27 protein-coding genes are annotated in these 25,803 nt (G+C 40.9%); 3 read left to right on the forward strand and 24 right to left on the reverse strand.

The genetic code is table 11. From position 1 onward, the window contains the following. Positions 1–10: 10 nt before the first annotated feature. The 14 genes from trxB to DOZ58_RS06760 form a co-directional block, all read right to left on the reverse strand. Positions 11–928: a thioredoxin-disulfide reductase gene (gene trxB, locus DOZ58_RS06695; RefSeq protein ID WP_111887600.1), complete on the reverse strand. Its 918-nt coding sequence runs from the start codon at positions 926–928 to the stop codon at positions 11–13. Between the two features lie 35 nt (positions 929–963). After that, positions 964–1,413: a hypothetical protein gene (locus tag DOZ58_RS06700; RefSeq protein WP_111887601.1), complete on the reverse strand. Its 450-nt coding sequence runs from the start codon at positions 1,411–1,413 to the stop codon at positions 964–966. Then, positions 1,410–2,714 carry a flagellar protein export ATPase FliI gene (fliI, locus tag DOZ58_RS06705; RefSeq protein WP_111887602.1) on the reverse strand — a complete coding sequence of 435 codons (1,305 nt, stop codon included), beginning with the start codon at positions 2,712–2,714 and terminating at the stop codon, positions 1,410–1,412. Before fliI ends, DOZ58_RS06700 begins: the two co-directional genes overlap by 4 nt. 12 nt (positions 2,715–2,726) lie before the next feature. After that, a complete protein-coding gene (locus tag DOZ58_RS06710) occupies positions 2,727–3,509 on the reverse strand; it encodes a FliH/SctL family protein (RefSeq protein WP_111887603.1) in 783 nt (260 codons plus the stop codon). Next, the gene (gene fliG, locus DOZ58_RS06715) at positions 3,502–4,506 is read right to left on the reverse strand and encodes a flagellar motor switch protein FliG (protein ID WP_111887604.1); all 1,005 of its coding nucleotides are present in this window, start codon (positions 4,504–4,506) and stop codon (positions 3,502–3,504) included. The genes DOZ58_RS06710 and fliG overlap by 8 nt, the downstream gene beginning before the upstream one ends. A 29-nt stretch (positions 4,507–4,535) precedes the next feature. Next, complete coding sequence (gene fliF, locus DOZ58_RS06720; RefSeq protein ID WP_111887605.1) at positions 4,536–6,122, reverse strand: flagellar basal-body MS-ring/collar protein FliF; 1,587 nt, start codon at positions 6,120–6,122, stop codon at positions 4,536–4,538. A 144-nt stretch (positions 6,123–6,266) separates the two neighbouring features. Then, on the reverse strand, positions 6,267–6,578 hold the full coding sequence (gene fliE / locus DOZ58_RS06725; RefSeq protein WP_111887606.1) for a flagellar hook-basal body complex protein FliE: 312 nt from the start codon (positions 6,576–6,578) through the stop codon (positions 6,267–6,269). A gap of 12 nt (positions 6,579–6,590) precedes the next feature. Beyond that, the gene (gene flgC, locus DOZ58_RS06730) at positions 6,591–7,028 is read right to left on the reverse strand and encodes a flagellar basal body rod protein FlgC (protein ID WP_111887607.1); all 438 of its coding nucleotides are present in this window, start codon (positions 7,026–7,028) and stop codon (positions 6,591–6,593) included. Then, on the reverse strand, positions 7,028–7,492 hold the full coding sequence (gene flgB, locus DOZ58_RS06735; RefSeq protein WP_111887608.1) for a flagellar basal body rod protein FlgB: 465 nt from the start codon (positions 7,490–7,492) through the stop codon (positions 7,028–7,030). The genes flgC and flgB overlap by 1 nt, the downstream gene beginning before the upstream one ends. A 324-nt stretch (positions 7,493–7,816) precedes the next feature. Next, complete coding sequence (locus tag DOZ58_RS06740; RefSeq protein WP_111887609.1) at positions 7,817–8,212, reverse strand: flagellar protein FliT; 396 nt, start codon at positions 8,210–8,212, stop codon at positions 7,817–7,819. Between the two features lies 1 nt (position 8,213). Further along, the gene (gene fliS / locus DOZ58_RS06745) at positions 8,214–8,606 is read right to left on the reverse strand and encodes a flagellar export chaperone FliS (RefSeq protein WP_111887610.1); all 393 of its coding nucleotides are present in this window, start codon (positions 8,604–8,606) and stop codon (positions 8,214–8,216) included. Between the two features lie 22 nt (positions 8,607–8,628). After that, entirely contained in the window at positions 8,629–10,536 is a 1,908-nt protein-coding gene (fliD, locus tag DOZ58_RS06750; RefSeq protein WP_111887611.1) for a flagellar filament capping protein FliD, read from the reverse strand. A 99-nt stretch (positions 10,537–10,635) separates the two neighbouring features. Then, positions 10,636–11,448: a protein-glutamate O-methyltransferase CheR gene (locus DOZ58_RS06755; RefSeq protein ID WP_111887612.1), complete on the reverse strand. Its 813-nt coding sequence runs from the start codon at positions 11,446–11,448 to the stop codon at positions 10,636–10,638. Positions 11,449–11,494: 46 nt separating this feature from the next. Further along, positions 11,495–13,648 carry a chemotaxis protein CheA gene (locus tag DOZ58_RS06760; RefSeq protein ID WP_162624459.1) on the reverse strand — a complete coding sequence of 718 codons (2,154 nt, stop codon included), beginning with the start codon at positions 13,646–13,648 and terminating at the stop codon, positions 11,495–11,497. A 352-nt stretch (positions 13,649–14,000) separates the two neighbouring features. On the opposite strand from DOZ58_RS06760, the gene DOZ58_RS06765 reads away from it, so the two are divergent. The 3 genes from DOZ58_RS06765 (at position 14,001) to DOZ58_RS18515 (ending at position 16,279) form a co-directional block, all read left to right on the forward strand. After that, positions 14,001–15,563 (forward strand): hypothetical protein, encoded by a 1,563-nt coding sequence (locus DOZ58_RS06765; protein WP_111887614.1) that lies wholly within the window; start codon positions 14,001–14,003, stop codon positions 15,561–15,563. Further along, positions 15,550–15,924: an EscU/YscU/HrcU family type III secretion system export apparatus switch protein gene (locus DOZ58_RS06770; RefSeq protein ID WP_111887615.1), complete on the forward strand. Its 375-nt coding sequence runs from the start codon at positions 15,550–15,552 to the stop codon at positions 15,922–15,924. The genes DOZ58_RS06765 and DOZ58_RS06770 overlap by 14 nt, the downstream gene beginning before the upstream one ends. A 133-nt stretch (positions 15,925–16,057) precedes the next feature. Further along, positions 16,058–16,279: a hypothetical protein gene (locus DOZ58_RS18515; RefSeq protein ID WP_204355487.1), complete on the forward strand. Its 222-nt coding sequence runs from the start codon at positions 16,058–16,060 to the stop codon at positions 16,277–16,279. Between the two features lie 169 nt (positions 16,280–16,448). On the opposite strand, the gene DOZ58_RS06775 is transcribed toward DOZ58_RS18515, so the two are convergent. The 10 genes from DOZ58_RS06775 to DOZ58_RS06820 all read right to left on the reverse strand — a co-directional run bounded on the left by DOZ58_RS06775 (position 16,449) and on the right by DOZ58_RS06820 (position 25,793). Next, positions 16,449–17,147 carry a hypothetical protein gene (locus DOZ58_RS06775; protein ID WP_204355488.1) on the reverse strand — a complete coding sequence of 233 codons (699 nt, stop codon included), beginning with the start codon at positions 17,145–17,147 and terminating at the stop codon, positions 16,449–16,451. A gap of 213 nt (positions 17,148–17,360) precedes the next feature. Next, positions 17,361–18,098 (reverse strand): ATP-binding protein, encoded by a 738-nt coding sequence (locus DOZ58_RS06780; RefSeq protein ID WP_111886795.1) that lies wholly within the window; start codon positions 18,096–18,098, stop codon positions 17,361–17,363. Beyond that, the gene (istA, locus tag DOZ58_RS06785) at positions 18,091–19,662 is read right to left on the reverse strand and encodes an IS21 family transposase (RefSeq protein ID WP_111887007.1); all 1,572 of its coding nucleotides are present in this window, start codon (positions 19,660–19,662) and stop codon (positions 18,091–18,093) included. Before istA (DOZ58_RS06785) ends, DOZ58_RS06780 begins: the two co-directional genes overlap by 8 nt. Before the next feature lie 810 nt (positions 19,663–20,472). Continuing rightward, positions 20,473–20,616 carry a hypothetical protein gene (locus DOZ58_RS06790; RefSeq protein ID WP_162624359.1) on the reverse strand — a complete coding sequence of 48 codons (144 nt, stop codon included), beginning with the start codon at positions 20,614–20,616 and terminating at the stop codon, positions 20,473–20,475. 149 nt (positions 20,617–20,765) lie between these two features. Then, the gene (gene istB / locus DOZ58_RS06795; protein WP_111887618.1) at positions 20,766–21,527 is read right to left on the reverse strand and encodes an IS21-like element helper ATPase IstB; all 762 of its coding nucleotides are present in this window, start codon (positions 21,525–21,527) and stop codon (positions 20,766–20,768) included. Continuing rightward, positions 21,517–23,043 carry an IS21 family transposase gene (gene istA, locus DOZ58_RS06800; protein WP_242988625.1) on the reverse strand — a complete coding sequence of 509 codons (1,527 nt, stop codon included), beginning with the start codon at positions 23,041–23,043 and terminating at the stop codon, positions 21,517–21,519. The genes istB and istA (DOZ58_RS06800) overlap by 11 nt, the downstream gene beginning before the upstream one ends. A 262-nt stretch (positions 23,044–23,305) precedes the next feature. Further along, complete coding sequence (locus DOZ58_RS06805; protein ID WP_242988626.1) at positions 23,306–23,533, reverse strand: AAA family ATPase; 228 nt, start codon at positions 23,531–23,533, stop codon at positions 23,306–23,308. A 15-nt stretch (positions 23,534–23,548) separates the two neighbouring features. After that, the gene (locus DOZ58_RS06810; protein ID WP_162624461.1) at positions 23,549–23,926 is read right to left on the reverse strand and encodes a hypothetical protein; all 378 of its coding nucleotides are present in this window, start codon (positions 23,924–23,926) and stop codon (positions 23,549–23,551) included. Between the two features lie 170 nt (positions 23,927–24,096). After that, positions 24,097–25,089 carry a radical SAM/SPASM domain-containing protein gene (locus DOZ58_RS06815; protein WP_111887621.1) on the reverse strand — a complete coding sequence of 331 codons (993 nt, stop codon included), beginning with the start codon at positions 25,087–25,089 and terminating at the stop codon, positions 24,097–24,099. A 5-nt stretch (positions 25,090–25,094) separates the two neighbouring features. Then, positions 25,095–25,793, reverse strand: coding sequence for a cytidylyltransferase domain-containing protein (locus tag DOZ58_RS06820; RefSeq protein ID WP_111887622.1), 699 nt, complete (start codon positions 25,791–25,793; stop codon positions 25,095–25,097). Positions 25,794–25,803: the final 10 nt, after the last annotated feature.

Here is a 25,803-nt window from a genome sequence, read left to right on the forward strand (position 1 = left end):
ATATCACAGTCTACTTAGGTTCTTCAATGTATTTGATCACATTTACTGCCGCAATAGCGCCATCAGCCGTAGCCGTGACCACCTGGCGTAGCGATTTACGCCTGACATCCCCGGCTGCAAAAATCCCCGGGATGTTGGTGCGCATTTCATCATCCGTAATCAGATAGTCTCTGGCATCGCGTTCCAACAAGCCGACAAATGCCTCTGAATTTGGTTTTTGACCTGCAAATACAAAAACGCCGTCAAGTGAAACGTCAGTCAATTCATTGGTTTTTACATTCTTAACAACAATGCCTTCAACTTGACCATTCCCTTTTATTTCCTCCACCACTGAATCGAGCAGCAATGAAATTTTTTCATTTTCACGAATGCGCTGCTGGAGAATTTTGGCTCCCCGAAGTTCATCGCGCCGATGGATAATGATAATTTCTGCGGCAAATTTCGTTAAATACAAGGCTTCTTCCAAAGCCGTATCGCCGCCACCGATCACCGCAACCTTTAAACCTTTAAAAAAATTAGCATCGCAGGTAGCACAATAGGAAACGCCCATCCCTCGTAATTCCCGTTCACCTTTGCAACCGATTGGCTTGGGTTCTGCCCCGGTAGCCATGATAATGGTCTGGGACTCGATACTGCCAGAATCGGTTTCAACGATAAAACCGGCTTCTGTTTGATGCGATCTTAAGTAAGTCTTAGTAGCAAACTCAACCCCGAATTCCTCACATTGCTGACGCATCCGCTCAGTAAGACCTGGGCCCGTGCTGTCTGGTGGTGAACCGGGATAATTTTCAATCTCCCAACTGGTCGCAATCTGTCCACCAATGCCGGCTTTTTCCATAATCAGCACCTTTAGCGTTCCCCGAGCTGCATATATTCCTGCGGCTAAACCGGCTGGACCAGCCCCCACGATAATCGTATCATATCTCATCTTTGTACCTCTTATCTTTCTTTTTTAGAAAATGGTCACGATCCATCTTTCATAATTTTGCTGGTGGTTATAAATTCTTCCATTGCCTTTTCTGTCTCTTTGACGATTTCTTTTTTGTAATCATCATATCTGTTTTCCTTAACAATTTCAAGTGAACGGGTTTCCAGCTTTAAATTTTTAACTACCTCAATTTGAATATCAATCTTCTCTGTAATTTCATCGATTCTTTTTTCAACAATTTTGATCTGCTCTTTCAGAAAAGACATGTAGTGGAGATACACCTGACAGGCTGTAGCGGTGATGGAAGCAGCCATATCACGTTCGTAATTCTTCTGACTCTTTTCCAGTTGGTCTTCCAACTCCAGCTGTTTGTCCATTTCATCACTGAGTTGTCTGGTCAAGCCACCTAGTATCATCATTTCATTTTCCAGATTCTGATCTTTATAAGAAAGGAGCTTTCCTAAATGAAATTGAAATTTTTTCATAAGACGGCCTTCTTCATGGCTTCAACACTCTCATCATAAAAACACTTTTCATCAACCTTCTGTTGCAAAAACTGATTGATGCCGGCAATTTTTTTAATGGCAATATCCAAAGACGGATTCGTGCCGCTTTTATAAGCGCCGATACTGACCAGATCGTAGTTGGTATCATACACTGACATCATATTTCGCATCGACGAGGCCGCGTCCATCTGATCTTTACTGACAATATTAGACATCAATCGGCTGACACTATTAAGAACATCAATCGCCGGATAGTGGTTTCTGGCCGCAATTTTACGGGACAGCACAATGTGCCCATCAATAATCCCCCGGACTGTATCGGCCACCGGTTCATTCATATCGTCCCCTTCAACCAACACTGTGTAAATCCCGGTAATGGAGCCGGTTTCAAAATTTCCGCTACGTTCCAGCAGCTTTGGCATCATCGCATAAATGGAGGGCGTGTATCCTCGGGCAACAGGGGGTTCTCCAGTGGCCAGACCGATTTCCCGTTGGGCCATGGCAAATCGGGTCAGGGAATCCATCATCAGAAGGACATCATTGCCCTGATCCTTAAAATACTCCGCAATGGTAGTCGCTGTCAATGCGCATTTCATCCGCTGCATGGGGGGCTGATCGGAGGTGGCTACCACAAGCACTGATCGTTCCAGACCTTCCTGCCCTAAATCATTCTCTAAAAACTGGCGAACCTCCCGACCTCTCTCACCGACCAGGGCAATCACATTAACCTGAGCTTTTACATTTCTGGCAATCATCCCCATCAGAGTACTTTTACCAACACCACTACCGGCAAAGATGCCCATTCTCTGGCCCTTGCCAATGCTTAATAAACCATCTATTGCCTTTACCCCAAATTCCAGGATATCGTCAATACATGGCCTTGAAAAGGGGTTAGCCCCAGCACTCTGAATTTCGTAGGGCGTGGTATTTAAGATCGGGCCGCCCCCATCAATGGGTTCTCCCATGGCATTAACAACCCGGCCAATCATACTATCCGACACACCAATTTTCAGGGAAGAACCGGTGGGTTCTACAATATTTCCAAAACTAATGCCTTCTGGTTCTTCGTATGGCATCAATAAAACCTTATTGCCGCGAAAACCAACCACTTCAGCTAAAATGAAACGATCTGCATTCTGATCAAATATCTTACACAAATCCCCAATACGGCATTCCGGGCCCACGGATTCAATCATCATTCCGACGACCTTCTCAATTTTTCCAAAGTAGTGATAGGTTTCTGCTCGTTGAATGGCTTTACAAATTTCAGATGTATTCATTTTCGCCTCCAGTTACGAACTTTGTTCGATGGCTTTCTCCAATTGATCCAATTGTACCGGCAGACTCATATCAATGACCGAATCATTGCTTTCCACCATGATCTTATCCTCATCCTTAAGAATAATTACCTTGGATTTTTTCGAAAGCTTCTTGAGCTTTTCTGCCATTCCCTTATTAATATGGAGATCCAGCGTTTTCTGGTTTTCAGATAAATAGATTTTAAGATCCTCTTCATCCCCATGAATGACCTCATCAAAAAACCGCAAGAACAGATCCTGGTCTTCTGCAACCTGATATTTCATTATTTTCTTGGCTATTTCAAAGGCGATATCGAGCAGCTCTTTTTCGCGAGTGTCCAGCGCCTGTTGCCGTTCTTCGTTGATTGCATCAAGAAGTTCATGAATCTCCTGAAGTTTCTGCTCAATTTCGCTTGTTGCCTGTGTCATGCCCTCGTTTAAGCCTTCTCTCAGACCAGCTTGAAAGCCATCCCGGGTGCCATCCTTCAAGCCTTCTTCGTGACCCGTTGCGTAGCCCTGCGAAAAGCCTTCCTGATAACCTGTTTCCTGAGATTTTTCTTTGATTTCCTGACTGGCCTTGATTGCTTCCTTCATCAGTTCATTGGCGGCATGCATCGCTTCAACGCTGTTATCCTGATCGGTTTGATCTTCAGCCATTGTCGTTTCCGTGTCTGGCTGACTGTCACTTTCTTGTTCTGTTTCATGATGACTGATAACTGGTATCACGACTGGCGTACTAATTTGAGACACCCATTTAGCTTTTACAATACTAGACAATGATCTCGTCCTTTCCACCCTTAGATGTTACAATTTCGCCTTCTTCTTCCAGTCTTCGAATGACCGAAACAATCTTCTGCTGCGCTTCTTCTACATCCCGGACCCTGACATTATGCAAGAATTCCATCTCACTCTTAACCGTATCACCCATACGTTGGGACATATTGGCAAAAATAATGTCCGCAACTGCCTTGTTTGCACCCTTAAGTGCGACTGACATTTCTTTTGTATCAATTTCTTGCAAGAATCGTTGAATCGACATTGAGTCAAGGATAACGATATCTTCAAATACAAACATCCGCTTACGAATTTCTTCTGACAGTTTGGCATCATTTTTACTGAGTTCATCAAAGATGTATTTTTCGGTTCCACGATCAATGTTGTTCATAATCTCAGCAATGTAATTAATCCCGCCAACTTCCAGCAAGTCAAAGGAAACAACCGATTCAAATTTGCGTTCAAGAATGGTTTCAACCTGTCTGATAATTTCCGGAGACGTCCGATCCATCCTGGCAATCCGTTCGACCACTTCAACCCGAATGCTCTTGGGCAATTCCGAGATAATAGCCGAAGCCTGATCGGCTCTGGCATAAGATAAAACCAGAGCGATAGTCTGAGGATGCTCATTCATAATCATGTTCATTAGATTTTTGTAATCCGCTTTACGGATAAACTCAAAGGCCTTCGTCCTGAGTGTTTTTGTGACCCGCTCCAAAAGTGCACTACCTTGCTGAACCCCAAAGGCTTTTTCCAGTACATTTCGGGCATAATTAACCCCGCCTTCAATGTATACCTTTTGAGCCACACAAAGACCATAAAATTCGTCAATGACCTGATCTGCCACCTCCGGCGGCACACTATCCTGTCGGGTAATCTCGTAGGTCAGAACTTCAATTTCTTCTTCTTGTAAATGTTTATATATATTAGAAGCAATATCTGCGCCCAGAGAAATAACGACCTGCGCTGCTTTTTGTCGTGGTGTTAAGGTAACGTCCATATTTGTCAACTTCCTTCAAAAATTCTTATCTATTCACTTTCATTTTTAAGCCATGACTTAAATAACTGCGCCGCAATTTCCGGATTTGTGGTGGCAAACTCTTTGATTTTTTCTTTTTTATCATCTTTAAGCGTCTGAATTGGCTCAATGGATTCCAGGTGATCTGCTGCCAGAGCACCAAATAAATCATCTGTTTGAGAATCTTCATCGGTTGCAAAGGCTTCATCAATCCCTTTTCCACGCTTGCCCTTCTTCTTATCTTTTCCATCCGCTTTTTTCTTTTTGCCACGGCTAAGAATAAATAACAAGACCAGCAGCAGTAACAGCACACCAGCTCCGATGCCACCAAACACCAATAACTGTTGCGGTGTAAACAGCGGTTCATCCACCTCTTCTTCCAGCTGAGCAAATTCAAAGTTACGCACGGTAACACTTGCGGGCGGGACGCCAGCGGCAAAAGCCACCAACTGAATCAGGTTTTCCCGGGCCACCGGGGTCATCGCCGGATCATCAATGGCAATCCCGATGGAGACCGTTTCGATGGCAGGGTCCAGTTTTTCAGTCTGCGTAATTTCCTGGCTAACCGAATAAGTGGTATTTTCGTTTATCCCAGTGACGATTCCACCATCACCAATTAGACCTTCTGCATAGGTTGTGATATCCGTATTCCCGGTAACACCAGCAATTCCGCCGGCGATTCCGTCCTCATTGGAGATAACCAAACTGGAGGACTCCTGATTGATCACCCCGGAGTTTTCACCATCTTCTGATGGCGTATAAACGGTTGATTCCTGCTTAATGGCATCGGTATTAAGAGTCGCTGTTACGGCAACCTTATACTGCTCCTGAGTGTAAGGTCCGTCCAATACCTTGTTTACTTTTTGAGTTAATGCATTCTCAACCGCATTTGTCAATTTTAACTTAGCCTCGCCGCCATTTTCAGCCGCCAGATTGTTGACCAGATCATTTCCTTCTCCATCTGTAAGTGCGATGTTTTCTGCCGTCAGACCCGATACGGACTTAATTACCAGATTTTGAATCCCCGCAATTTGCTGCCGCGTTAAGGTGGCCCCCGGCTCTAAATGAATAATAACCGACGCCGTGGTACTTTCTGTTTCCTGTAGATAAAACACATTTTCTGTTGGTACCGAAATGGTAACAATGGCCTCTTTGACCCCGCTTAAGGTTTTAATGCTGGCACCCAGTCGCTCCTGAAGCTGCATGTTTTCATATTGTTTCCGCTCATAGTCGGTGGCCAGCATGCTGTTATTATCTTTAATGACGTAATAACTCAAGCCGTTTTTGGGGTAACCGGCTGTTGCCAACTGCATCCGCACCTTTGCCTCATCACCAGAGGGCACCATGATATTTCCCCCGGCATCTAACCTTACATCTACCGTCGATTCTGTCAGGGCTGACATAATTTCAGTGGTTTCTGCCTGGGTTAAACCAGTAAAAAGCGGTACATACTCTTTATGGTTCAAAAGAACGGTCAAACCGATGGATGCCAACAAGACCAGTGCAACCCCACCAATCATCAGAATCTTAGCTTTTTTGGTCGTTCCGGTCCAGAAATTTTTGATTTTTTCTAAAAAGCCTTTAATTTTCTCATTCATCGTCTTTTCTCATCCATCCAAAGTATTTGCTGTCAATAGTCGTTAATAAACTGGCGCATTCTAACAGGGAATACCGGTCACCAAAATAAAATTTCAGCCCGGTATCCATTCCTGGTTTAAAAAAATGTTTTGACCTATCCAAACTTATAGGCCTGTATTCATAACAGCCTGATAAGATTCTAAGACCTTATTACGCAACTGTACCATGGTTTGCAGTGCAACATCTGCCTTAGCGGTGTTGATCATCATGGTGTGCATATCGTCCATATTACCAATTGACAAATTGTAAGCATCTACCTTCGTAACTGCTTCTGTTTCTTCTACATTATTAATCGTATCCTGTAGAATATTTTTAAAATCTCCGGCAACGCCGGTTTCTGCTGCATTTCCCGGGGTCGTGACAGCAGTGCCAATATTTGCTCCGCCGATAATGGAATTCATGGGTAAAATAAACATCACTTTCTCCTTTTAACGGCCGATTTCAAGGGCCTTTAATACAATTGATTTTGTCGCGTTAAATGCTGTTACATTTGCTTCATAGGCGCGGCTGGCACCCATGGCGTCAGTCATTTCCTGAGCGGTATTGACATTGGGATACATCACATATCCCTCAGCGTTAGCATCTGGATGGGTGGGATCATAAACCGGAACTAAGGCCGACTCATCTTCAATCACTGCCTCAACCTGTACACCGGCCTTTTGAACAGCACCGGTTGCTGTTTTAAGCGCGTCCAGGAAGGTTCCCGTATTAACACTACTCAGCACTGTCATTTTTCGACGATACGGTTCACCTTCTTCGGTTCGGGTAACCTTGGCATTGGCAATATTTTGCGCAACAACATCCAATCGATACTTTTGAGCTGTCATACCCGATCCGGAAATATTAAAAGAACTTAAGAAACTCATTATTTTCCTCCATTAATTGCATATTTTAATCTGGAGTAGGAGTCACTGACACCACGAACCAGATAGTTATATTGCAGTACCGACTTTGTCATATCAATGTTTTCAGACTCCATATCCACGTTGTTTTGATCTAAACGACTCGTGGTGGCTCCCTGATATACATTAATATTTGAATTATCGATGGATTGAATGCTTTCCATTTTGTCAAGAAAACCCGTCCCACTAGTATTTGCAGTGGTTTGCAGCTTGTTGACTTCCGCCTTCAATGAATCCTCGAAATTGACTTTGATCGCTTTATACCCCGGTGTTTCAGAGTTAGCAATATTATTGCTGGTTGCCTTCTGTCTTTGCCAGGTACCATCAAGTGCTTTTTGATATAGAGCTGAGGTTATTGAATCACCAATCATCATGTCCTCCTTTTTTAATATGCCAACAAAACTGTCAGCTTTTTTATCTTTATTCATTATCTCATACTTTTGTTAAATCAATATTTTTTATCACTATTTACAAACTAAAAATAACACGATTTGCAGATATTACAATCATACCATAAGTTCTAAAAAACAACAAACAGATTTACAAACTGCCTAAGTTGTAATTAAGTTAACCAATAATTAGGTTACACTATTGTATTTGTTAAAGTAAAGTTTGCATTGTGAAGTTTTAAATCATCATTTAAAAAAATGATTTAAATATTGTTTTTCACACCTGTTTTATTATATGTTACCGCATAAAAAAAAGCAACAAAAGTTGCTTTTTTTGTGTATTTATTCATTTAATTTATCAATTTACTTTTTCGCATCCAGAAAAGTACCGTGGCTAGGGGTTAAACTGATTTCATAATCTGCCACTTTCTGATTCTGCTGATTTTTTTTCAAATCCTGAAGGGTTTTTTGTTGTTCAGCTTGGATCATATGAATACAACTTTGATCCATGTCTTGAATAAGTTTGACCAGGTTATCAATTTGCTTTTTTTCATCACTACTGCAAACTTGATTTCCCTTTAGTCCAGTTAAATGCTCTTCCATATTTTTAAGTCTGAGGATTAGTTGATCTCGTTCTTCAAGGATTAAATCCAGATTTTCCCAGTCCTCAATACTGCTGAGAATTTCTTCACCCTTGCTTACATATTCTTTTAAAATAGAAATTTTTTCCTGGCATAATTCATGAGAAACATCGTCCATCTTACAGTCCTCTTGATTTTGAAGGGTTACTGATTTTCTCTGCTTCCTTAAATGAATCTTTAAGATCAACAATTAAAGTCAATAGACTCCTTAATAATTGGATATCACGACTACTATTGGCTTCACCCAACTTTTCAAAAATAAAACTGTACATCTGATTAAGCTCAATTGAAATGGGGTATTGCATATCCAACGAAAGATTAAGTGAGGTTATAATCTTTTGCGCTTTTGCGATACAATTGTATGCTTTAGCAAAACTATCCTTTTCTATTAGGATGATGCCCATTTTTACCTGTTTTTCTGCTTCCTCAAAGAGCTTAATAACCACCTCTCCTTTTGACAAAGATTCGATGGCATAACGCTTTGATTCCTGATAAGCATTTGCGTATTGCATTACATTTTCCCCCTTTCTATCATTACGAACTTGAACCAAATGATGTAATCATCGCACTTTGATTGTTAAGTTGCTGCAGTGCTGTCTCCAGAGCCGTAAACTTACTCCAATAATAAGTTTCTTCAGTCTTTAATTTCTTATTCAAACTCGTTATCATTTTATTCGCCTTTGTTATTTTGTCAGTTATGCTATTTTCCGTATTCGAAAGAGTTGATTCATAACCAGCCAACTCAATTAAAGACCCCCGAGTGCCTTTCACACCGCTTGTTTTTGCGGCTGCATCAATCACGCTATTTAACTGATTGGCTAAACCCGTTTTTTCTGTTGTAAAAAGATCTCTAATTTCAGACCCTCTTGTTTTTAGTGCGGTCTCCAGTTTTTCTTCATCAATTTTAAGCTTTCCGTTCTCTGCGTAGCCTGCGGAAGAAATTCCCATATTAAACAATGTAATCCCACCGCTTTCAGCCGCTCCGTACATCATTGACTGCATCTTAGATGTAATTCCTTTTAAAACACTGTCTCCTTTTAACAAACCAACCTTGGCCTTTTTTTCCCAGGCTTCGATTTGCTTTTCAGTCATTTCATCTTTTTGCGCATCAGTAAGCGGTGGATAAGCAGAATCAGCCTTTTCCTTGATCAAAGTATTCATCGAAGAAATCAAATTATTATAATCTTCAACAAAACTCTTTATGGTGTCTTTTAATTCGGTTGTGTCTTCGCTCATTGATACTTTCAGTACTTCGTCCACGGCAGTTTTCTCTAAAAGTTCAATTTTGACACCATTTACTTCAATGGAATTAGAAGTCCGTACAATGGATTGTCCATTAACTTCCAAGACCGCATTTTTTCCCGCCTCAGATGTAGCACTTGTACCCGCCACTTCGGTTGAAAGATCTGCCAAACCAAAGGCATTCATCAAGGTACCTGTCGTTTCTTTAACAACGATATTATCTCCAGCACCACTTTCTGTAGCTGTTAATGTAAACTTATCCGTAATCGTAGAGTAAGACATGGTTACTCCGGCATCACTGGTATTTACCTTATTGATAACACTTGACAAAGAATCTGTTGTTTTAAATGAGAAGTTAGTTCCGTTAATTGAAAACTTATATTCCCCATCAACTGGCTGCGTATCTTTTAGTAATGGTAGATCCGATAATGCCTTATTTGTACTTAATCGATCGGTTTGCCCATCGGTGAAACCTAATTTAGTAAGTGTTCCAGTATCAGAATTCAAGGCACTGACTGTCAACTGAGAACCGGATGCGGAAAAACCTATTTTACCCCCTACCAAAGTCACATCAACAACTGGTACACCGGCACTTTTTTCTCCGAAAGCAGTGTTAATCTTGTTTTGAAGTGCTGTTTCAAAACCATCCGTTCCCACGCTCTCTTTAAACGCCTGATCCAGCGTAATGGTACGTACGCTACCGTCCATTTTTAATAAAAATGATTTACTGGTTGTCGGCGAAATATCATCCAGTAAACTGGCATCGTAAGCCGTCCCTCCGGTTAGTGCGGCGGAAGCACCCGAAACCCCTGTGATGGTCTGGTTTGTCGCCAACTGGGTAACATTTGTAATCTCAATGTTCCCTGCTGCAGCAGCACTAGTAGCAGAAACTGAAATTTTTGTCGACGTCGTCGATGCTTTTATGGTATTAAATAAGGATGCACTTCTAAAATTCGTTTTTGACAGCACATCCAGGTATTTACTCTGGAATTCTTTAAGCGTTTTAGACACATTCCGATAACTGGTTTGTTTCCATTCCAGTTTTTGAACACTTTGCTGTTGTTTCGCTATTCTTGAACGACTTGCGCTCGTTAAACTCTCAACTAAAGAATCTGTATCCAAACCCGATACCAAGCCACCCATTCCGGTTTTAGCTAACAGTGACGAGTTCGTACTGGTTGATGAATTAACTGATGCCATTTTAAATCCCTCCAAACTAATTTGTTTAAAACTATCGCTATTCCAAGTCACTTTGACTATTGTTTCTTATAACAATTATCGTCATTTACTCAGAAAACTTTAGCCTTCTTTCTGATAAATAGATGGTTTAACATATTTAAAAGAATGATCAACCGAAGCCAGGGATTCACTTTGTCCAATGAAAAAGTACCCTCCCGGAAGTAACGAATCATAAAATTTTTGCACAATCTCGTTTTTGGTGGGTTTGTCAAAATAAATCATTACATTTCGACAAAAGATGGCATGAAAGGGCTTTTTAAATTGGAAGCGGGAAAGCAAATTGAAATTACGGTAAGCCACCCCTTTTCTGATTGGTTCTGTCACTGATAGATACGCTTCATCATAATCCCTAAAATACTTCCGTTTCCATTCCATCGGAATCTTGGAGAGCTCTTCCTTGGAATAAACCCCCGATTTGGCGGTCATTAATACCTTGTCCGAGATATCTGAAGCCAGAATGGTACTCTCCCATGAACTTATCTTATTACCTAAATAATCTCGGGTAATCATGGCCAGGGTATAGGGTTCCTGTCCTGATGAGCAGCCGGCGCTCCATACCCGCAAGTCTTTGGTTTTGGTTGTTTCGTCCACCCAAGGAAGAACCTGTTGTTTATAAAAATCAAAATGTTCGCTTTCCCGTAAAAAATAGGTATGATTCGTGGTCAGTTTATTGATGAGTACACTGATTTCATCATTTTTTTTATCGTTTTTTACATACTCAAAATAATCCATATAGTTGTCATAACCCAATTGAGAAACATAATGACTTAAGCGCCCTTCAATCAGGTGTCTTTTTTTGTGTAAATCGACACCATAATTGGAATGCATATAGCGTGTGATGGCCTGGAACTCGTCTTCCTTCAGTTTTATCATTTTCTTACCTCATAATTTATCTTTAAAATCAAACCAAGCGGGGGATCTAGTAGTGATCTAAAATCGCCGGGATATCAACAATCAGACTGATACTACCGTTTCCTAAAATTGTACAACCGGCAATTCCTGAATTTTTAATTGAATAATGGTTTAAATATTTTGGAATCGGTTTTACAACAATCTGGTGTTTCTTGATCAGATCATCCATAAACAGGCAGGCAAATGTATCCCCGGAATCCACCAGCATTAAGATGCCATCTTCAATATGGGTTTCGCACTTTCTATCTTCAAAAATATCATGTAGCCGAATCAGTGGATAGCATACCCCACGAATCATAACCATTTCGTTGTTGTCGGGATCCTTAATGAGTTGGTTGGCCGTGATCTTAAATGTCTCTCGAATATTGCTGATGGGAATTTCGTAAATGTCCTCACCGACTAGCACTTCCATTCCGGAAATAATGGATAGGGTCAATGGAATTTTTAAGAAAATGTTGGTACCAGAACCTTTTTCACTTTCAATTGAAATAGACCCCCCCACCTTTTCAATATTCTTCTTAACAACGTCCATACCAACCCCACGACCGGAAAACTCCGTTACCGTTTCTTTGGTCGAGAAACCGGGCGCCATTATTAAATTGAGAATTTCTTTTTCTGAATACTCTTCTTCCGGCTTCACCAGCAATTTTTTCTCTTTAGCTTTTTCCAGAATTCCGACCGGATCCAGCCCCTTTCCATCATCACTGACAGAAATAATAATATCTCCCCCAACATTCTGGGCTGATAAAATCACCTTGCCGACCGGGTTTTTTCCTGCAGCAATTCGTTCTGGTGCATTTTCAAGGCCATGGTCCATGGCATTTCGAACCAGATGCATCAGCGGATCAGCAATCCCATCGATGATCGTTTTATCTACCTCGGTACTTTCACCCATGGTGATGAATTCCACTTCTTTTTTTAGCTTTTTACCAACATCTCTCACAATTCGTTGCATTTTTTTAAAGGTACCGGCGATGGGAATCATCCGAATGGACATTACAATATCCTGTAGTTCATCGGTTAATTTTTGCAGTTGGGTTGACGCTTTTTCGAAACTTTCATCCCGCTTTCCTTCCATGCCAACGCTGCCAAAAACCATCGATTCCGTGATAACAATCTCGCCAATTAAGTTCATTAGAGTATCTAGTTTATTTAAGTCAACGCTGATTAAATTCTGAACATTAGTTTTTTGCTTATTGGGATCATTAACCTTTTCAGGGGTCTTTTTCCCCACTGGTACAACCTCGGGTTTGGTCTTGATTTCTGGTGTGATTTCTTCTTCCTGGAAACAATCAACAAAATCGATTCGTTTCACCGATAAGATACTTAGCGCAATGTTTTCAACCGTTTCCTTATTGGCATTTGTTTCTAGATGACAGAAAAATCCATTTTTTAGGATAATCCCCGCCGCTTCCGGATTATTATTGAGCTGTTCCGGAATTGTTTTTGTGATCTTCCCAATCGATTCCAGTTTGTTAACCAGCATAAATGCGCGGATATTTTCCATTTGAGAATCTTCGTTAAATCGGGTGTGAAGACAGTAAGTGTTTGGTTTGTCAGCCATCTCAACCCTGTCCGCTTCATCCGCTTCATCCTCATCATCTTCTGTTTTTTCATCGCTAACCGTGTCAAAACGCAGATCTCCAAACAAATCATCGTGTTCTGCTGTTTCTTGAATTTCTGTCTTGGCATCATCCAACGGGCTGTCAATGATTTCTTCCTGCTCTTTTACTGGCACATCCTGCGATAAACCCTTAATTCGGTTTAAGAAAGCATCCGTTTCGACAATTAGTTCGTCGTTTTCATCCAGCAGGGTTTCGTTGTTCTTGATCTTCTCAACTTCGCCTTTGAGAAAAGTGGAAAAATTAAGGACCAGGTCCATTAAATCCCCAAAATCCTCCTGCTTTATGCCGTTTTCCCGAATAACGAAAAACAGGTCCTCCAATTTATGAGAGGAATGTGCCAACATGTCAAACTCCATCATTGCTGAAGAACCCTTGATGGTATGCATAATCCGGAAGATTTCATTAATGTCATCCGGGGTTAATTCCGCATTGTCTTCAGATTGAAGAAAAATTTCCTCTAATTGATCAAGCAGTGTTTCCGATTCAAAAATATACATCTCTAAAATGGAATCATTTCCAGAATCATAATTACTCATTTTGTCCATCCTTTATATACATGAAATTTTTACCTTAATTTATTATATCGGCTTTTTGTCCTAAATGCACTTTATTTTTTAATTCCTTGTAGATATACCCCAATTCTACGAAGTTTATCAACCTGAATTGATGTAATTTCTCTGTTACAATCTTTAACTTCGTTTGTTTGCATGGTGTCCATTAATATAATATCGGCAAAAATCCGAGATTCCTTAGGTTTTTATTAAAAACTAGAGACTTCTTTAACAATCTTCACCAACTTATTAAATCAATTCTTAAATGATTGATTATCTATTGCGAATACAGTATAATCTAAACTAACTAAAGTAAGATATAGAAAGGAGCTCTCAGTTGGATAGTATCAAAATCACCTCGACTGTCTCCACTCCAAAAGTTAATGATATCCCGAGTAAACATACTCCCAGTGATTCAGTTTTTAGTATTAACGGCACCGATAACGCCAGTAAAATAAAACCTGTTTCAGAAAACTATGACAAAGAGAGCTTCCGGGAAACCCTGTTTCAGAATTTGCAAAAGGAAATTCTAAAACCCCTGATGAACAGCACGACTGCTGAAGCTGATGCCCTGCGCAAGCTTGTGTTGATCTCCGAGCTTTTCGAGTCATCCGCAGGAGCCTTGCCGAAAGAATTGTTAGATGGTCTTTTTATCAACACTCAGGACCTTTTGAGCGAACTTCTACTCCGAGACAAAACCGACTCCATCTTTAAGGGCTCTTTTTTTGACAGTCTTCGATCATTGGCTAAACTGGACGGGTATCCCCAGTTAAAAGAGGCCATTGTTTCCATTCTCAGGCACTACGATGCCCACGTAAACCGAAACCAGACCCTCAACGGTATTTTTTTAGAGACCAGCCGTTTGCTGATGACACTTCCCTCTAAAGAGCGGGCCTTGCTTGAACAACAACTACTTAAATTGGAACTTGTTTTAACTAAGTCAAACGGAAAAGAACAACCAAACCAGGAACTTCAAAATCTTATTAATTTAAAAGCCGCCCAAAACGGTAAGCCGGGTGATCAATTAGAACAGCGTTTATCCCGTATCGAAACCCTGTTGAACTCAAAAAATCTCAACTATCAGGAAATTCAACAACTGCTAAAAAACGATACCATCCCGGTACTGCGTCAGATTTTGCAGTCCCAGGCTTACAGTGATAAAACCTATCAATCGGTAGCGACAATTATTGATCACATTGTCCGATTTGATAAAGGTAACCCTGAACAACTCGAAGCAGCGGTCTTGCGCTTTTCTCAGGCCTTAAAACCCCTGTCTAACTTAACCGACAGCGATATTGTGGAAATGAAAAACCAACTTTTCCGCCATGCTAAAGAAGCCGAAATTCTGTCTGATCGTCTGGAATCTTCGTCTAAAAACCCGGGTGATGGTGAGAAGGTCGCTTTGGCCCAACTGCTCGAACAGGCACTGGACGAAAAAAACTCGTCAAAAATTATCAATTCCGCGCAAAACCTGCTAGAAACCCTGGTACGAAACGAAAGCCCCATCTTTACGATTATGCACTTTTTAATTCCGCTGCGTTTTTTAGATGAAAATTCCTATGGTGAATTTTTTGTTGACAAAGATCCCACTGCTAAAAAGGGCGAAAAAGGGGACTCTGACAATGCAACCGATATTTTCTTTACCATTCAGTCGGACCGGTACGGCAATTTTGAGGTCGAGCTACTGGCCCGGGATAAAAATATTACCTTAAACATTAAGTCTCCCGGTCCCTTGGTTGAAACATTAAAAGCGACCCGGGAGCAGCTGAAATCCATCGTCGAGGAGCAGGGCTATTCCCTTGCCGGCTATGGGGTGGGCGAATATTTACAAAGCCAGACCATCCTGCAACGTTTTCCAAAGCTGGCTTTTAGAAAGGTAGGTCTCGATGTCACCATCTAAGGCTAAAAAAGCACCCAAAAAAACCATCCCTATCCAGGACGGCCAAACAAACAACGCAACTCCAGAAGCAGAAATCAGGGAGCAACCTTTAAAAGTTACCGCACTGCGCTATGATCCTGATAAAAATAGCTCTCCCGTCATCGTTGCCGCCGGGACTGGTTTTGTCGCCCAAAATATCTTAAGCGTCGCTGAAGAAAACGGCATCCCGATCTATCACGATGACTCCGCCGCCACCCTGCTATCCAAGCTTCAAATGGGGCAGGAAATCCCACCGGAACTGTTTCAGATTGTGGTTAACATTTATGTTTCCTTGTTAAACTTGGCCGAGGGAAACGATGTCGACGATAAACTGTTCGATTAGTGGTAACTAATAAACCGATGGCTTTTATCTGGTCGTTAAACTACTTTCTGCTTAACTATGCCTTACCGATTGCATATTTCATCAGCCAGCTCCTCTTTAAAAATATGTGACGTTAAGTTTCGATCATTCAGTTTTGGATTATCGCCTGGCTAAAATTCTAGAAGGTCAAATTCGATTAGGCGGCAGACTAATTATGCTTGAATCTAATGATATTCCTTCCCCTGTCCAACTTTATGAGATTTTGGGGTTTAAAGTCTTGGAAAGAGATTATCAACAAAACGAACTCTTGCAAATGATTAAAATTATTGATGAAGAGACCATCATCGAACCCGCTAACGCTAATATAAGAATGTAAAGTTTATAAGTTGGTGTCAGTTAAACGGCTCCTAGGTTGCCAAGACAATGCTTTGAAGTGTCTTGATAACCAGTATACCCCACTGCTCGCTAGATGCAAACTTAAAGTTTGTAAATCGGTGTCAGACACGCTTATCTATGGCCGTTTTTCGGAGGTTTCACAGGCACCGCTACCCTCTTAACTTTTTCTCTAAATATTTTTTTGCATTTCCAAACGATATATTATCGGGAATAAGGTTCTCAATATCTTTCCAATCAATTAAGATAAAGGGTATGTCATTTGCCTGATTAACCAAATAATTTCGTAAAGCCTCATAGTTGCTATTTTTACAATTTTTCTTTTTCTTTAAATTATAATGCTTTTTATCTGATATTAGCAACACTTGAATCCCTGTACTTGTCCCGATGTTTTCTTGTGCGAAAAGAATTCGTTTCTGATTTTTTTCAACATCTTTGCCAAACCCAAAATCTGTGAGATACTTGGCTTCAATGGCAATGAAATTATTCGAACCACCTATGAATATATCGGCAATTTCACCTTTCATGCTACATTCATAGCAAGAAAGTCCTTTTTCCTTTAAAATCTGCTCGATGTGATAATCAAAGAAAACCGTTAAATTTCCATTTTGAGCATCTTCCTTTAAACCCTTTAAATCTGCTATCACATGTGTTTTTTCATTAGTTTTAAACGCTTCACATGTCTCTCCATATTTCACACTAAGGCATTCAATGAATCTCAGAGGTAAGTCATTCTCTGGAATCAACTCATTAAAAATAACCCCGGCAAATATTTTATAATAAAGATTTCGCTCTTTATAGGACTCTTTATATTTTTTTTCGTATGGATTCGAAAACAGCATATTTTTCACTCTTTCAATGATAAACCAATTTTTAGCCAGTATAAATTGGTGTCAAGCACGGACTCTTGTTAAACAACTATTCATTGACATTTATACTGTTCCATGATTATTTCACGCTAAGAGTACCGCCAGTACACGCTAATGATACTGGCAGTACTTGAGATGATACCATTGGTTCACAAAATGATACCGGTAATACCGGCATTCCCTAAAATGGGTTCATTAAAGGTTTAATACAAAATCACGCATATTTATACTGCCTGAGCTGACAATGTGAGCACCATGTATAATGCGATCCATAATAGAATCAGCCAGAACACCACCACCGAGACGAGCATGCCACTCCTCGATCTTATACTGCGTGCAGAAAATGGTAGCACCGTTGTCATAACGGCGTTCGACCAGTTCAAAAAGAAAATGGAGTTCATCATCAGAAAGATCAGTAATTAGCCATTCATCAAGGATCAATAAGGGATAGTTCGTATATTTTTTGAGTTCCCTGCTTTGCCCATTCGGCTGGTTCTTTGCTTCGCCGTATTCCATCAGAAGGTCGGGCAAGCGAATATACCGGGTGCGAATGCCCTGTTTACAGGCTTCTTTTCCAATGGAACAAGCCAGATACGACTTTCCCGAGCCAGTGAACCCGCAAATGATGATATTCTGATTGTTGCTGATAAAAGTACCGGTAGCAATTTCCAGAATCAGATCTTTATCAAGATGTCGTTCAGCAAAGAAAACATCCTGAATGGCGGCATTCGGAATTCTGAATCGAGCCCGTTTTATAAGGCTTGCAACACGCTTGTTGTGCTTTTCCTGATAAACATAATCAACAATCATTTTCATGCGTTCGTCAAAAGAGAGGGTGGCATAAATCGTATCTTTGGCCTGTCTGTCAATCACCTGAATCATTTCCTCAAGCTGAATTTCGCGGAGTTTGCGTCGGGTTTCGTCATTAATCATTGTCGTAACCGCCGTAGTAAGATGCCCCACGGATAAAACCGGTGGTACTCGCTGTTTCAGCTTGATGAGCGGCATCCCGGTCTTTGGCATAAAGGATATCTTCGCCAGCGGCTAATATCGGTTCGAGATGTTTGTATCTCGGCGAACGAAGCGTTTTGAGGGCCATTTCGCAGGCATTTTCAAGCCGTACCGCCGAATATTTTTTAGCCAGTTTCAGTACCGACTTTGACGGATTAAAAGCTCTTTCCGGGAGCCGGGTATTTTCGAAAATCAGCTGAATCACCGCCAAAGTTGAAGCACCGATGCTCTGTGCTTCTTTCATAAAACGTTCCTGATTCCATTCCGCCTGTTTAAAACTTTCAGGCAAATCTTCATCATGAGTCGACCAACCATCAATGGTATAGTATGGGAAACGATGATGACTGGCAATCCGCTCATTGTGGCAATAAATCTCAATAAATGAATCACCGACACGTAAATCGGCTTTTTTACCCGCAAACTGATAAGGACAGGAATAATGATTCTTTTCAAAAACGATATGACAATCCGAATAGATTTTATTGTTGTAAAACCAGGTAACTGGCTCATAGGGATGCACCGGTAATGGTCTCAAACAGGTGCGCTCAATGGTGTCGTGGATTTCAGTACGACTGCCTTGCCGTTTCTGGAAAGGCCGGTCATTAAACACTTTGAGAGCCGCCAGGACATCGACTCTCAAGTCGGCAAGGGTGTAGTAGACATTATTTCGAAGTTTGGCAATCACCGCCGTGGCGAGTTTACCAACGCTGCCTTCAACCGAAGCCTTTGCTTTTGGTTTTCGCACCGGGGCGGGCATAATAGCCGTGCAATAGTGATCACCCAAAGCTTCATAAGCTTCAGTGAGAATGATGTCACCTTCCCTGGGATGCGTAACAACACCCGTCTTGAGATTATCACAAACCGTGCGAACCGTTGAACCACCAAAGTATTCATACATGTGCACATGACAATTGAGCCAGGTATTTTGTTTCATATCTAAACATGGTTCAACATAGGTATACTGGCTGTAAGGCAAGGTGCCAACAAAGAGATAAACTTTTATCTCATCACCGGTCACCTGGTCAATCAGCTTTTGGGTTTTGCCACTCCAGTCAACTTCGGCGATCACACCCGGCTTATGGGTCAGATGATTGGTTAGCTTTTTACGCGCCACTTCATCGCGATAACCATTACAGAATTTCGTATAACCAACGTTGAGATGTGACGTGGCAGTGCATTGATCCCGATACTCTTGCCAGAGAATTTTGAGGGTGACGCCCACTTTGGTCAACTCATTATGAACATAGTCATAATCCGGCAGCGCATAAACGGTTTCTTCAGCATGTTTATGCGGAAAGAACAGATGATAGACTTCGTCTGAAGACCGGTCTTTGATCTCATCATAAGAAAGATGCTGTTCTTCAGCAATACGGAAAACTTCATTAACAGAAGTTTTTGACATGTGTCGGCTGCGTGCGATTGATGATTGCGAAAGCCCATTAGCACGCAATTCCATAATGAGCTTCACGGCAATTTTTCTGGACATATTTATGTCCTCCTTTATAATGTATTAAGGAATATTGGATATTTATTCCCTGATATACATTATAAGGCAGCAGTATCATTCCATGAATAGCCAGTATTGATTTGTGAATCGTCCACGGTATCAATGTGTGTGCTACCGGTATCCAATTGAATATCGTTGGTATCATTACCGTGAAATATTCAGTTCCACTCTCTTTTCTTTCTGTTAAACTACATTTTGCGCACATTGTCAACTCATTGTATCGCCCTTTGGTGTATTGCTTTTTAATTCATCTCTTATTTTTATAAAATTTTTAATATTATTAAGTGTTTCATTATAGTCTGCACCAACTCTAATTTCTTCATATTATTCTTTATCTGACGAATCAAAAGAAAAAAAAATTTGTCCAACCCTGTATTTATTAGATCTTTTGAGGTTTGTAAATCCAATAGTGCCGCATTTGTGTTAAACATCACATCGATGATACCTTTTTCTTTTGCTTACCGAACCATTTCGACAATGATCTCGCAGGGGTAGTCTTCGCTAGACAGTTCCTCTGGTGTGGATACGTCATCCAGCACATTTTCAAGCACTTCATTGGTGAGTGCTTATGTAGCACCAGAAAATCCGGAATTTCGTGATGCAGCCTTCCGCATTTGCATTTAAGACGACGTATAAGTTGGTGTCAGGCACTGAGACACTGTTCTGCGTACAAGCGTGGCATCGAGCCCTTAAATAAATATCTGACTAAAAATCTCATTCAAGCCTTGTCTTTTTGCAATCGCCATTCGGCTTATGTTTTTTGCAAGAACTTTTTGCCTTTCTACATTTTTATTTTACAATAAACAGGCTTATCAGATGCTTTGAATCTGTCGAAAATACTTCAGATGTTACCCCGGATATTTCGCTATTTGATAAACCAAGAAGAATGATAATACCAACGCGGCCAGCAAGTGACTCGCTGACATCTTTCATCAGATGAAACGCCTGCGTGTTTTTTGCAAGTACTTTTTGCAGAAAGTTGCAAGTTAAAAATACAGAATGTTGCATTATGGAAAATCCATAGTTTTGCAAGCTAAAATGCGAAGCGATTTTGCGAGAAATCATAGCATTGCAGGCAATTATTATTTTTTTAATTGATTGTCTGAAATTGAGCGATATAATTCATTGATACTGGATTCCCGCATTCGGTTACTGGGCCCCGGGAACATGAGCAGGTGGCAGTGGTGAAGCAGCCGATCCAGCATGGCAGCCGTCATCTGTTCATCATAAAGCACATTGACCCATCGGGAGAATTCCAGGTTGGTATTGAGAATGATGGTCCGGCGTTCATAACAATCGGATATGATTTCGAACAGGAGCTGTGCTCCCGTTCGATCCAGTGGAACATAGCCATATTCGTCCAGAATAATGACTTCCGCTTTATTCAGCCTTTTCAAAAAAACGGTCAGGGTGCCGGCGGTTTTGGCTTCGGACAGTTTATTCACCAGTGCTGCCGTCCGAAAGAATTTTACCGGGATTCCCTGCCGACAGGCGGCTACCCCGAGAGCGGTTGACAGCATGGTTTTACCGGTTCCGGTTCCGCCATACAGGATAAGATTCTTCTTTTCGTGGATAAACGCAAGGGATTTCAGGCCTTCAGGGGTCAAATCCGAAGGCAGGGTGATTTCATCAAACCGATACCCTTCGAAAGTATTAATCCCATAGAAACCGGCGCTGTTCACCAGCTTTTGGGTGCGGGTGACCTCCCGGTAATGGAGTTCTTCACTGAGTATCTGATACAGATATTCCTGGTGACTGCTGCCTTCGGTGGTTTGCGCCAAATCAGCTAGATTGCGACTCAGACGAAGCTTGCGGCAGCATTCGATGATTTCTTTATCCAACATATCCGTTAATCCCCTTTCCCTGAAGTAACATATCGTATGCCGTCAGATTGGGCTGCATCGGGGTCATCTTTGGAATCCCCGGAGGAAGTGTCATAGCGGGTAGTTCGGGAATATCCGAATACAGGCGACGATAAAGATTGGAAAGACTGTCGGCATCCCTCACCTGATGGGTTATCGCATGATCAACCGTATTTACGGCACTGTCAAAACCGGTGCGATCGGTCAACTCGGAAAGAAGCTTGAGGATCTGTCCGACTTCGCTGTTTGAACAGGTGGCTAGATAGGTTTGCATGGATTCCGGCATCAGTTCATAGATGCCGGTGTATTTAAGGGCTCGGGGTCGTAGGGATAATTGTTTCAGATACGGCAGCCAGTCCATTTGCTCTTGTTTGGTATCTCCGTAAAGACGCCGGTGGCGAACAATTTCACGAAAGTTTTCATCTTGAATAATCACCATCGCTGAAGTTAACACCAGGTGAACCGGACACTGGGCATACTTTGGAGCCACCGAGTAGGCGTGTTGTCTTTGGTTCAGATAAACCTTAGCCCAATTGTCGGCTTTGAGGGTTTGATGACCAGTGAGGTCAAACGCAATCACCGGCAGTTCGTAGCTGGCTTTGAGATCTGCCTGAAAGCGTTCTTCGATGGTTTCATCGTAGCGATAATGGCCCCTGTGTGAGTCATCCTCACACTTTGAAAGCAACTGACGGTTATAATCTGAAAGTGATAGAAAACGGGGAACCGGTACCATGAAGTTGCGGCGCTGATACCCCACCTTGTTTTCGACGTTTCCTTTTTCATGGCCGGCACCGGGATTCATAAAGACGGCTTTGAAGTTGTAATGCTCCCGAAACCGTTCGAATTTGTCGGTCAGTTTGCGCCCACCACCGCGGATGATCTCCGTAACAATGACTTTTGTGTTATCAAACCAGAGTTCTTTTGGCACACAGCCAATGTGGCGGAATATGGCATCCAGTCCTTCTAGCAGGCATTCCATATTTTCACCGTAGAAGAGTTGAAGATAGCCTTTGTTGCTGTGTGGAAAAGAGACCTCCAGGTATTTTCCAGTCAGTTTGCGGCCATTTTCATAAAAATCAGCGGTGCCAAAATCAACCTGTGCTTCCCCAGGCTGATGCACCAAAGGCAGATAAGCCTGTTTGTTTTGTTTGAATATTTCCCGGTGTTTCACCGCATAGTAGGCGGCTACTGTTCGATAGGAACAGTCAAAACCGGGCACTTCAGCAAGCAGGCGATGAAATACTCGTTTAGCAGTATGTCGCTGTTTTCTCGGAGCTGATTTATCATCGATCAGCCAGGAATCAATGACCGCCTTATAGGGGTCAAGCTTGGGACAGAACTTTTTATCCACCGCCGGTTTGGGTACCGGTTCATTAAAATCGTTCTGATCAATGTACTTACGTACCGTTCGCCAATCGAGTCGCAACGCTTCTGCGATTTGTGAAACATTTTCCCCTTTCTCATAAAAACGAAATCTGATATCATGTATTTGATCCATTGTGAGCATTCTCCATTTCCTCCTTGTTCTTTGGTCAGATACAAGGATAATTGATTTGATTTTTACCCGCAATGGATTTTTGCAATATTATGCATTTTCCAACTTGCAATACTATGGATTTTTGCTTTGCAACTTTCTACATTTTTATTTTACAATAAACACGCCTGCGAACCTGTCAGCCAATATTCGCCGTTTCGTTTGTTTGTTTCGATCCACTTCCATTTTTATATATGGCAAAAGTTCCGGTGCATATTGAATTTCATCAATTAAAACCGGAGCTGTATACCCCCCGTTGCATAAACAGTGCCGGATCGTTCTTTGCCAGATACCGGACATCTGGATCATCCAGAGCAACGATTTTTCGATTGTTTTTCGCCAGATTTTCCAGCATCGTTGATTTCCCCACTTGCCTGGGACCCGTCACCAAAAGAACCGGAAAAGTCTGAATAATGCGCTTGACCGCATCTTCTGCTGCGCGTTTAATATACATGGTTTTCACCTCATTCTAAAAGAATCCGACTAAAATAAAATTTGATTTTATTTTAGTCGGATTCTTTATTCTTGTCAAAGATGATCTATAAATTCGATCCCTGGTTCTTTCCCCATCTTTGCCTCTATCAGCATTGATTCGTTTCACCTTAATAAATATGATTGTACTTGAAAATATTTCTAACACCAGATCCCAACTCATCAACAAACCTGATTTCTTTAAAATCTTAGCTATTTTCGGATTCTTTGGGAAGGGCGAATAGTTGTTTAGATCAATAATACCGTATCCATGGGCTTTATTGCTGTTTTCAGCATAAACCCTTTCATTTTCGATGATAAACTTTACCGGAAATGGATTAGCAAATTCCCTGTGTATCAAGATATTGGAAGCCACTTCTCTAAAAACTTTTATCCCTTATATTTATGCTCCGACAGCTTTCTAACTTTATTAAGTACATCATTTTCCAGCTCCGATAATTCCTTTTCCCGTTGCAACGATGAACCTGAAGTTTATAAGTTGGTGTCAGGCACTGTCTCTCTTACGATTGTTTCATTTACCACTACTCAAATCGTTCCATTTTGCTTTTTTTCAGGCAAGCTACATTTTGCACACATTGCGATTTGATTATATTGTCCATTTTTGTGTAAATCTCTTATTGTTTTATATTTTTCATTTTTCCATATGTTTTTGATAGTATCTTTATGAATGTTTCCTGCAATATAGTCTTTTTCACTATCGAGACAACATACAAGTACATCACCTTCAGCAGAAATAAACATTCTTTGCCAAAGTTGACTACATGCAAATTCTGGATTATAGTCTTTTATAACCTCGCGCACCGGTTCATTATATTCGACATACGCGACAACATCAACAACATCTCTAAACAGCTCAATAAATTCGTCATACTCATCCTCGTTACTTTCCATTCTAACCATGGAAACACGTGTTAACGGATTAACGCTTCCTATTTCATCCCTAATCTTCATAAAGTTTTTGATATTATCCAGCGTCTTATCATATTCAGCGCCAACTCTAATTTCTTCATACTTCTCCTTATGTGGTGAATCAAAAGAGAAGAAGAGTTTATCTAAACCCGCCTCAATCAGTTTTTTCGATGTTTGATTGTTCAATAATACTGCATTTGTATTAAACATCACATCTACGATTCCTTTTTCTTTAGCATATCGAACCATTTCAACGATATCTTTATGAATAAGCGGTTCCCCTCGCCAATTTAATTTTATCGAATAAACGCCTATTTCAGTAGCTTCATCGATAATTCGCTTATATGTACTCAGTTCCATATTGCATGGTTTGAAATCAGATGACGCATCTTGAATCATTATCGTTCTTGGACACATTGGACATTTTAAATTACATGCACTGGATGTCTCTATATCCAGATGCAATGGTGCATCTTCTAAAATAAAGTATTGTGGATTATCCACCCATTTCTTTCGATATTCTTTGTATCTCTCACTCTGTCTCGATTCCCAACTTTTTACAACATCATTATTAATCTCATGATACGTTGGATTTACAATAACATTCATTCTCTCTATTCTCCTTTGATTGAATTTTTCATAATAAACTCGACGAATTCAAAATCAAATTGATCATCAATATCAATCGAATTTCTTTTATTCATAATATAAGCATAACATTTATCTTGATATAAATCCCGATGTTCCATGAAATAATTAACCTTCGCTAAATAAATTGCGCCATTTGGGTGATAGTATCTAGGAAGATCCTGTCTTCTAGAACTAATGCCTTTTTTAATAAAACCATCAATTCGCAAATCTTCTGGTATTAAACCAGCATAAACGGGTGAATGATCCATTTCACATAAACTGATTATTGCATTTGCTGATTTTTCATTCAGCAAATTAATTGAATTCACAATATCTTCGATCCTCCGTAGCGGTGATGTTGGCTGAAGAATCATTAAAGAATCATACTTCTCACCACACGCTTCAAGTCTTTCTATAATATCTACAATGACATCATTTGTCGCCGCTTCGTCACCTGATAGATACTTCGGTCTTAAGAAAGGGACTTCAGCTCCATAAAATCTGGATATTTCTGCATATTCCTGACTATCAGTAGAAACAATAAGCTTGTCAAAGACCTTACTTTTTAATGCCGTTTCGATTGTGTAGGCAATTAGAGGTTTACCATTTAATATTTTGATATTTTTATCTTCAAGCCCTTTTGAACCACTTCTAGCTGGTATAATTCCGATTAGTCTATTCACGCCAAGCCTC

The organism is Acetobacterium sp. KB-1 (genome assembly GCF_003260995.1).
Lineage (GTDB): Bacteria > Bacillota > Clostridia > Eubacteriales > Eubacteriaceae > Acetobacterium > Acetobacterium carbinolicum.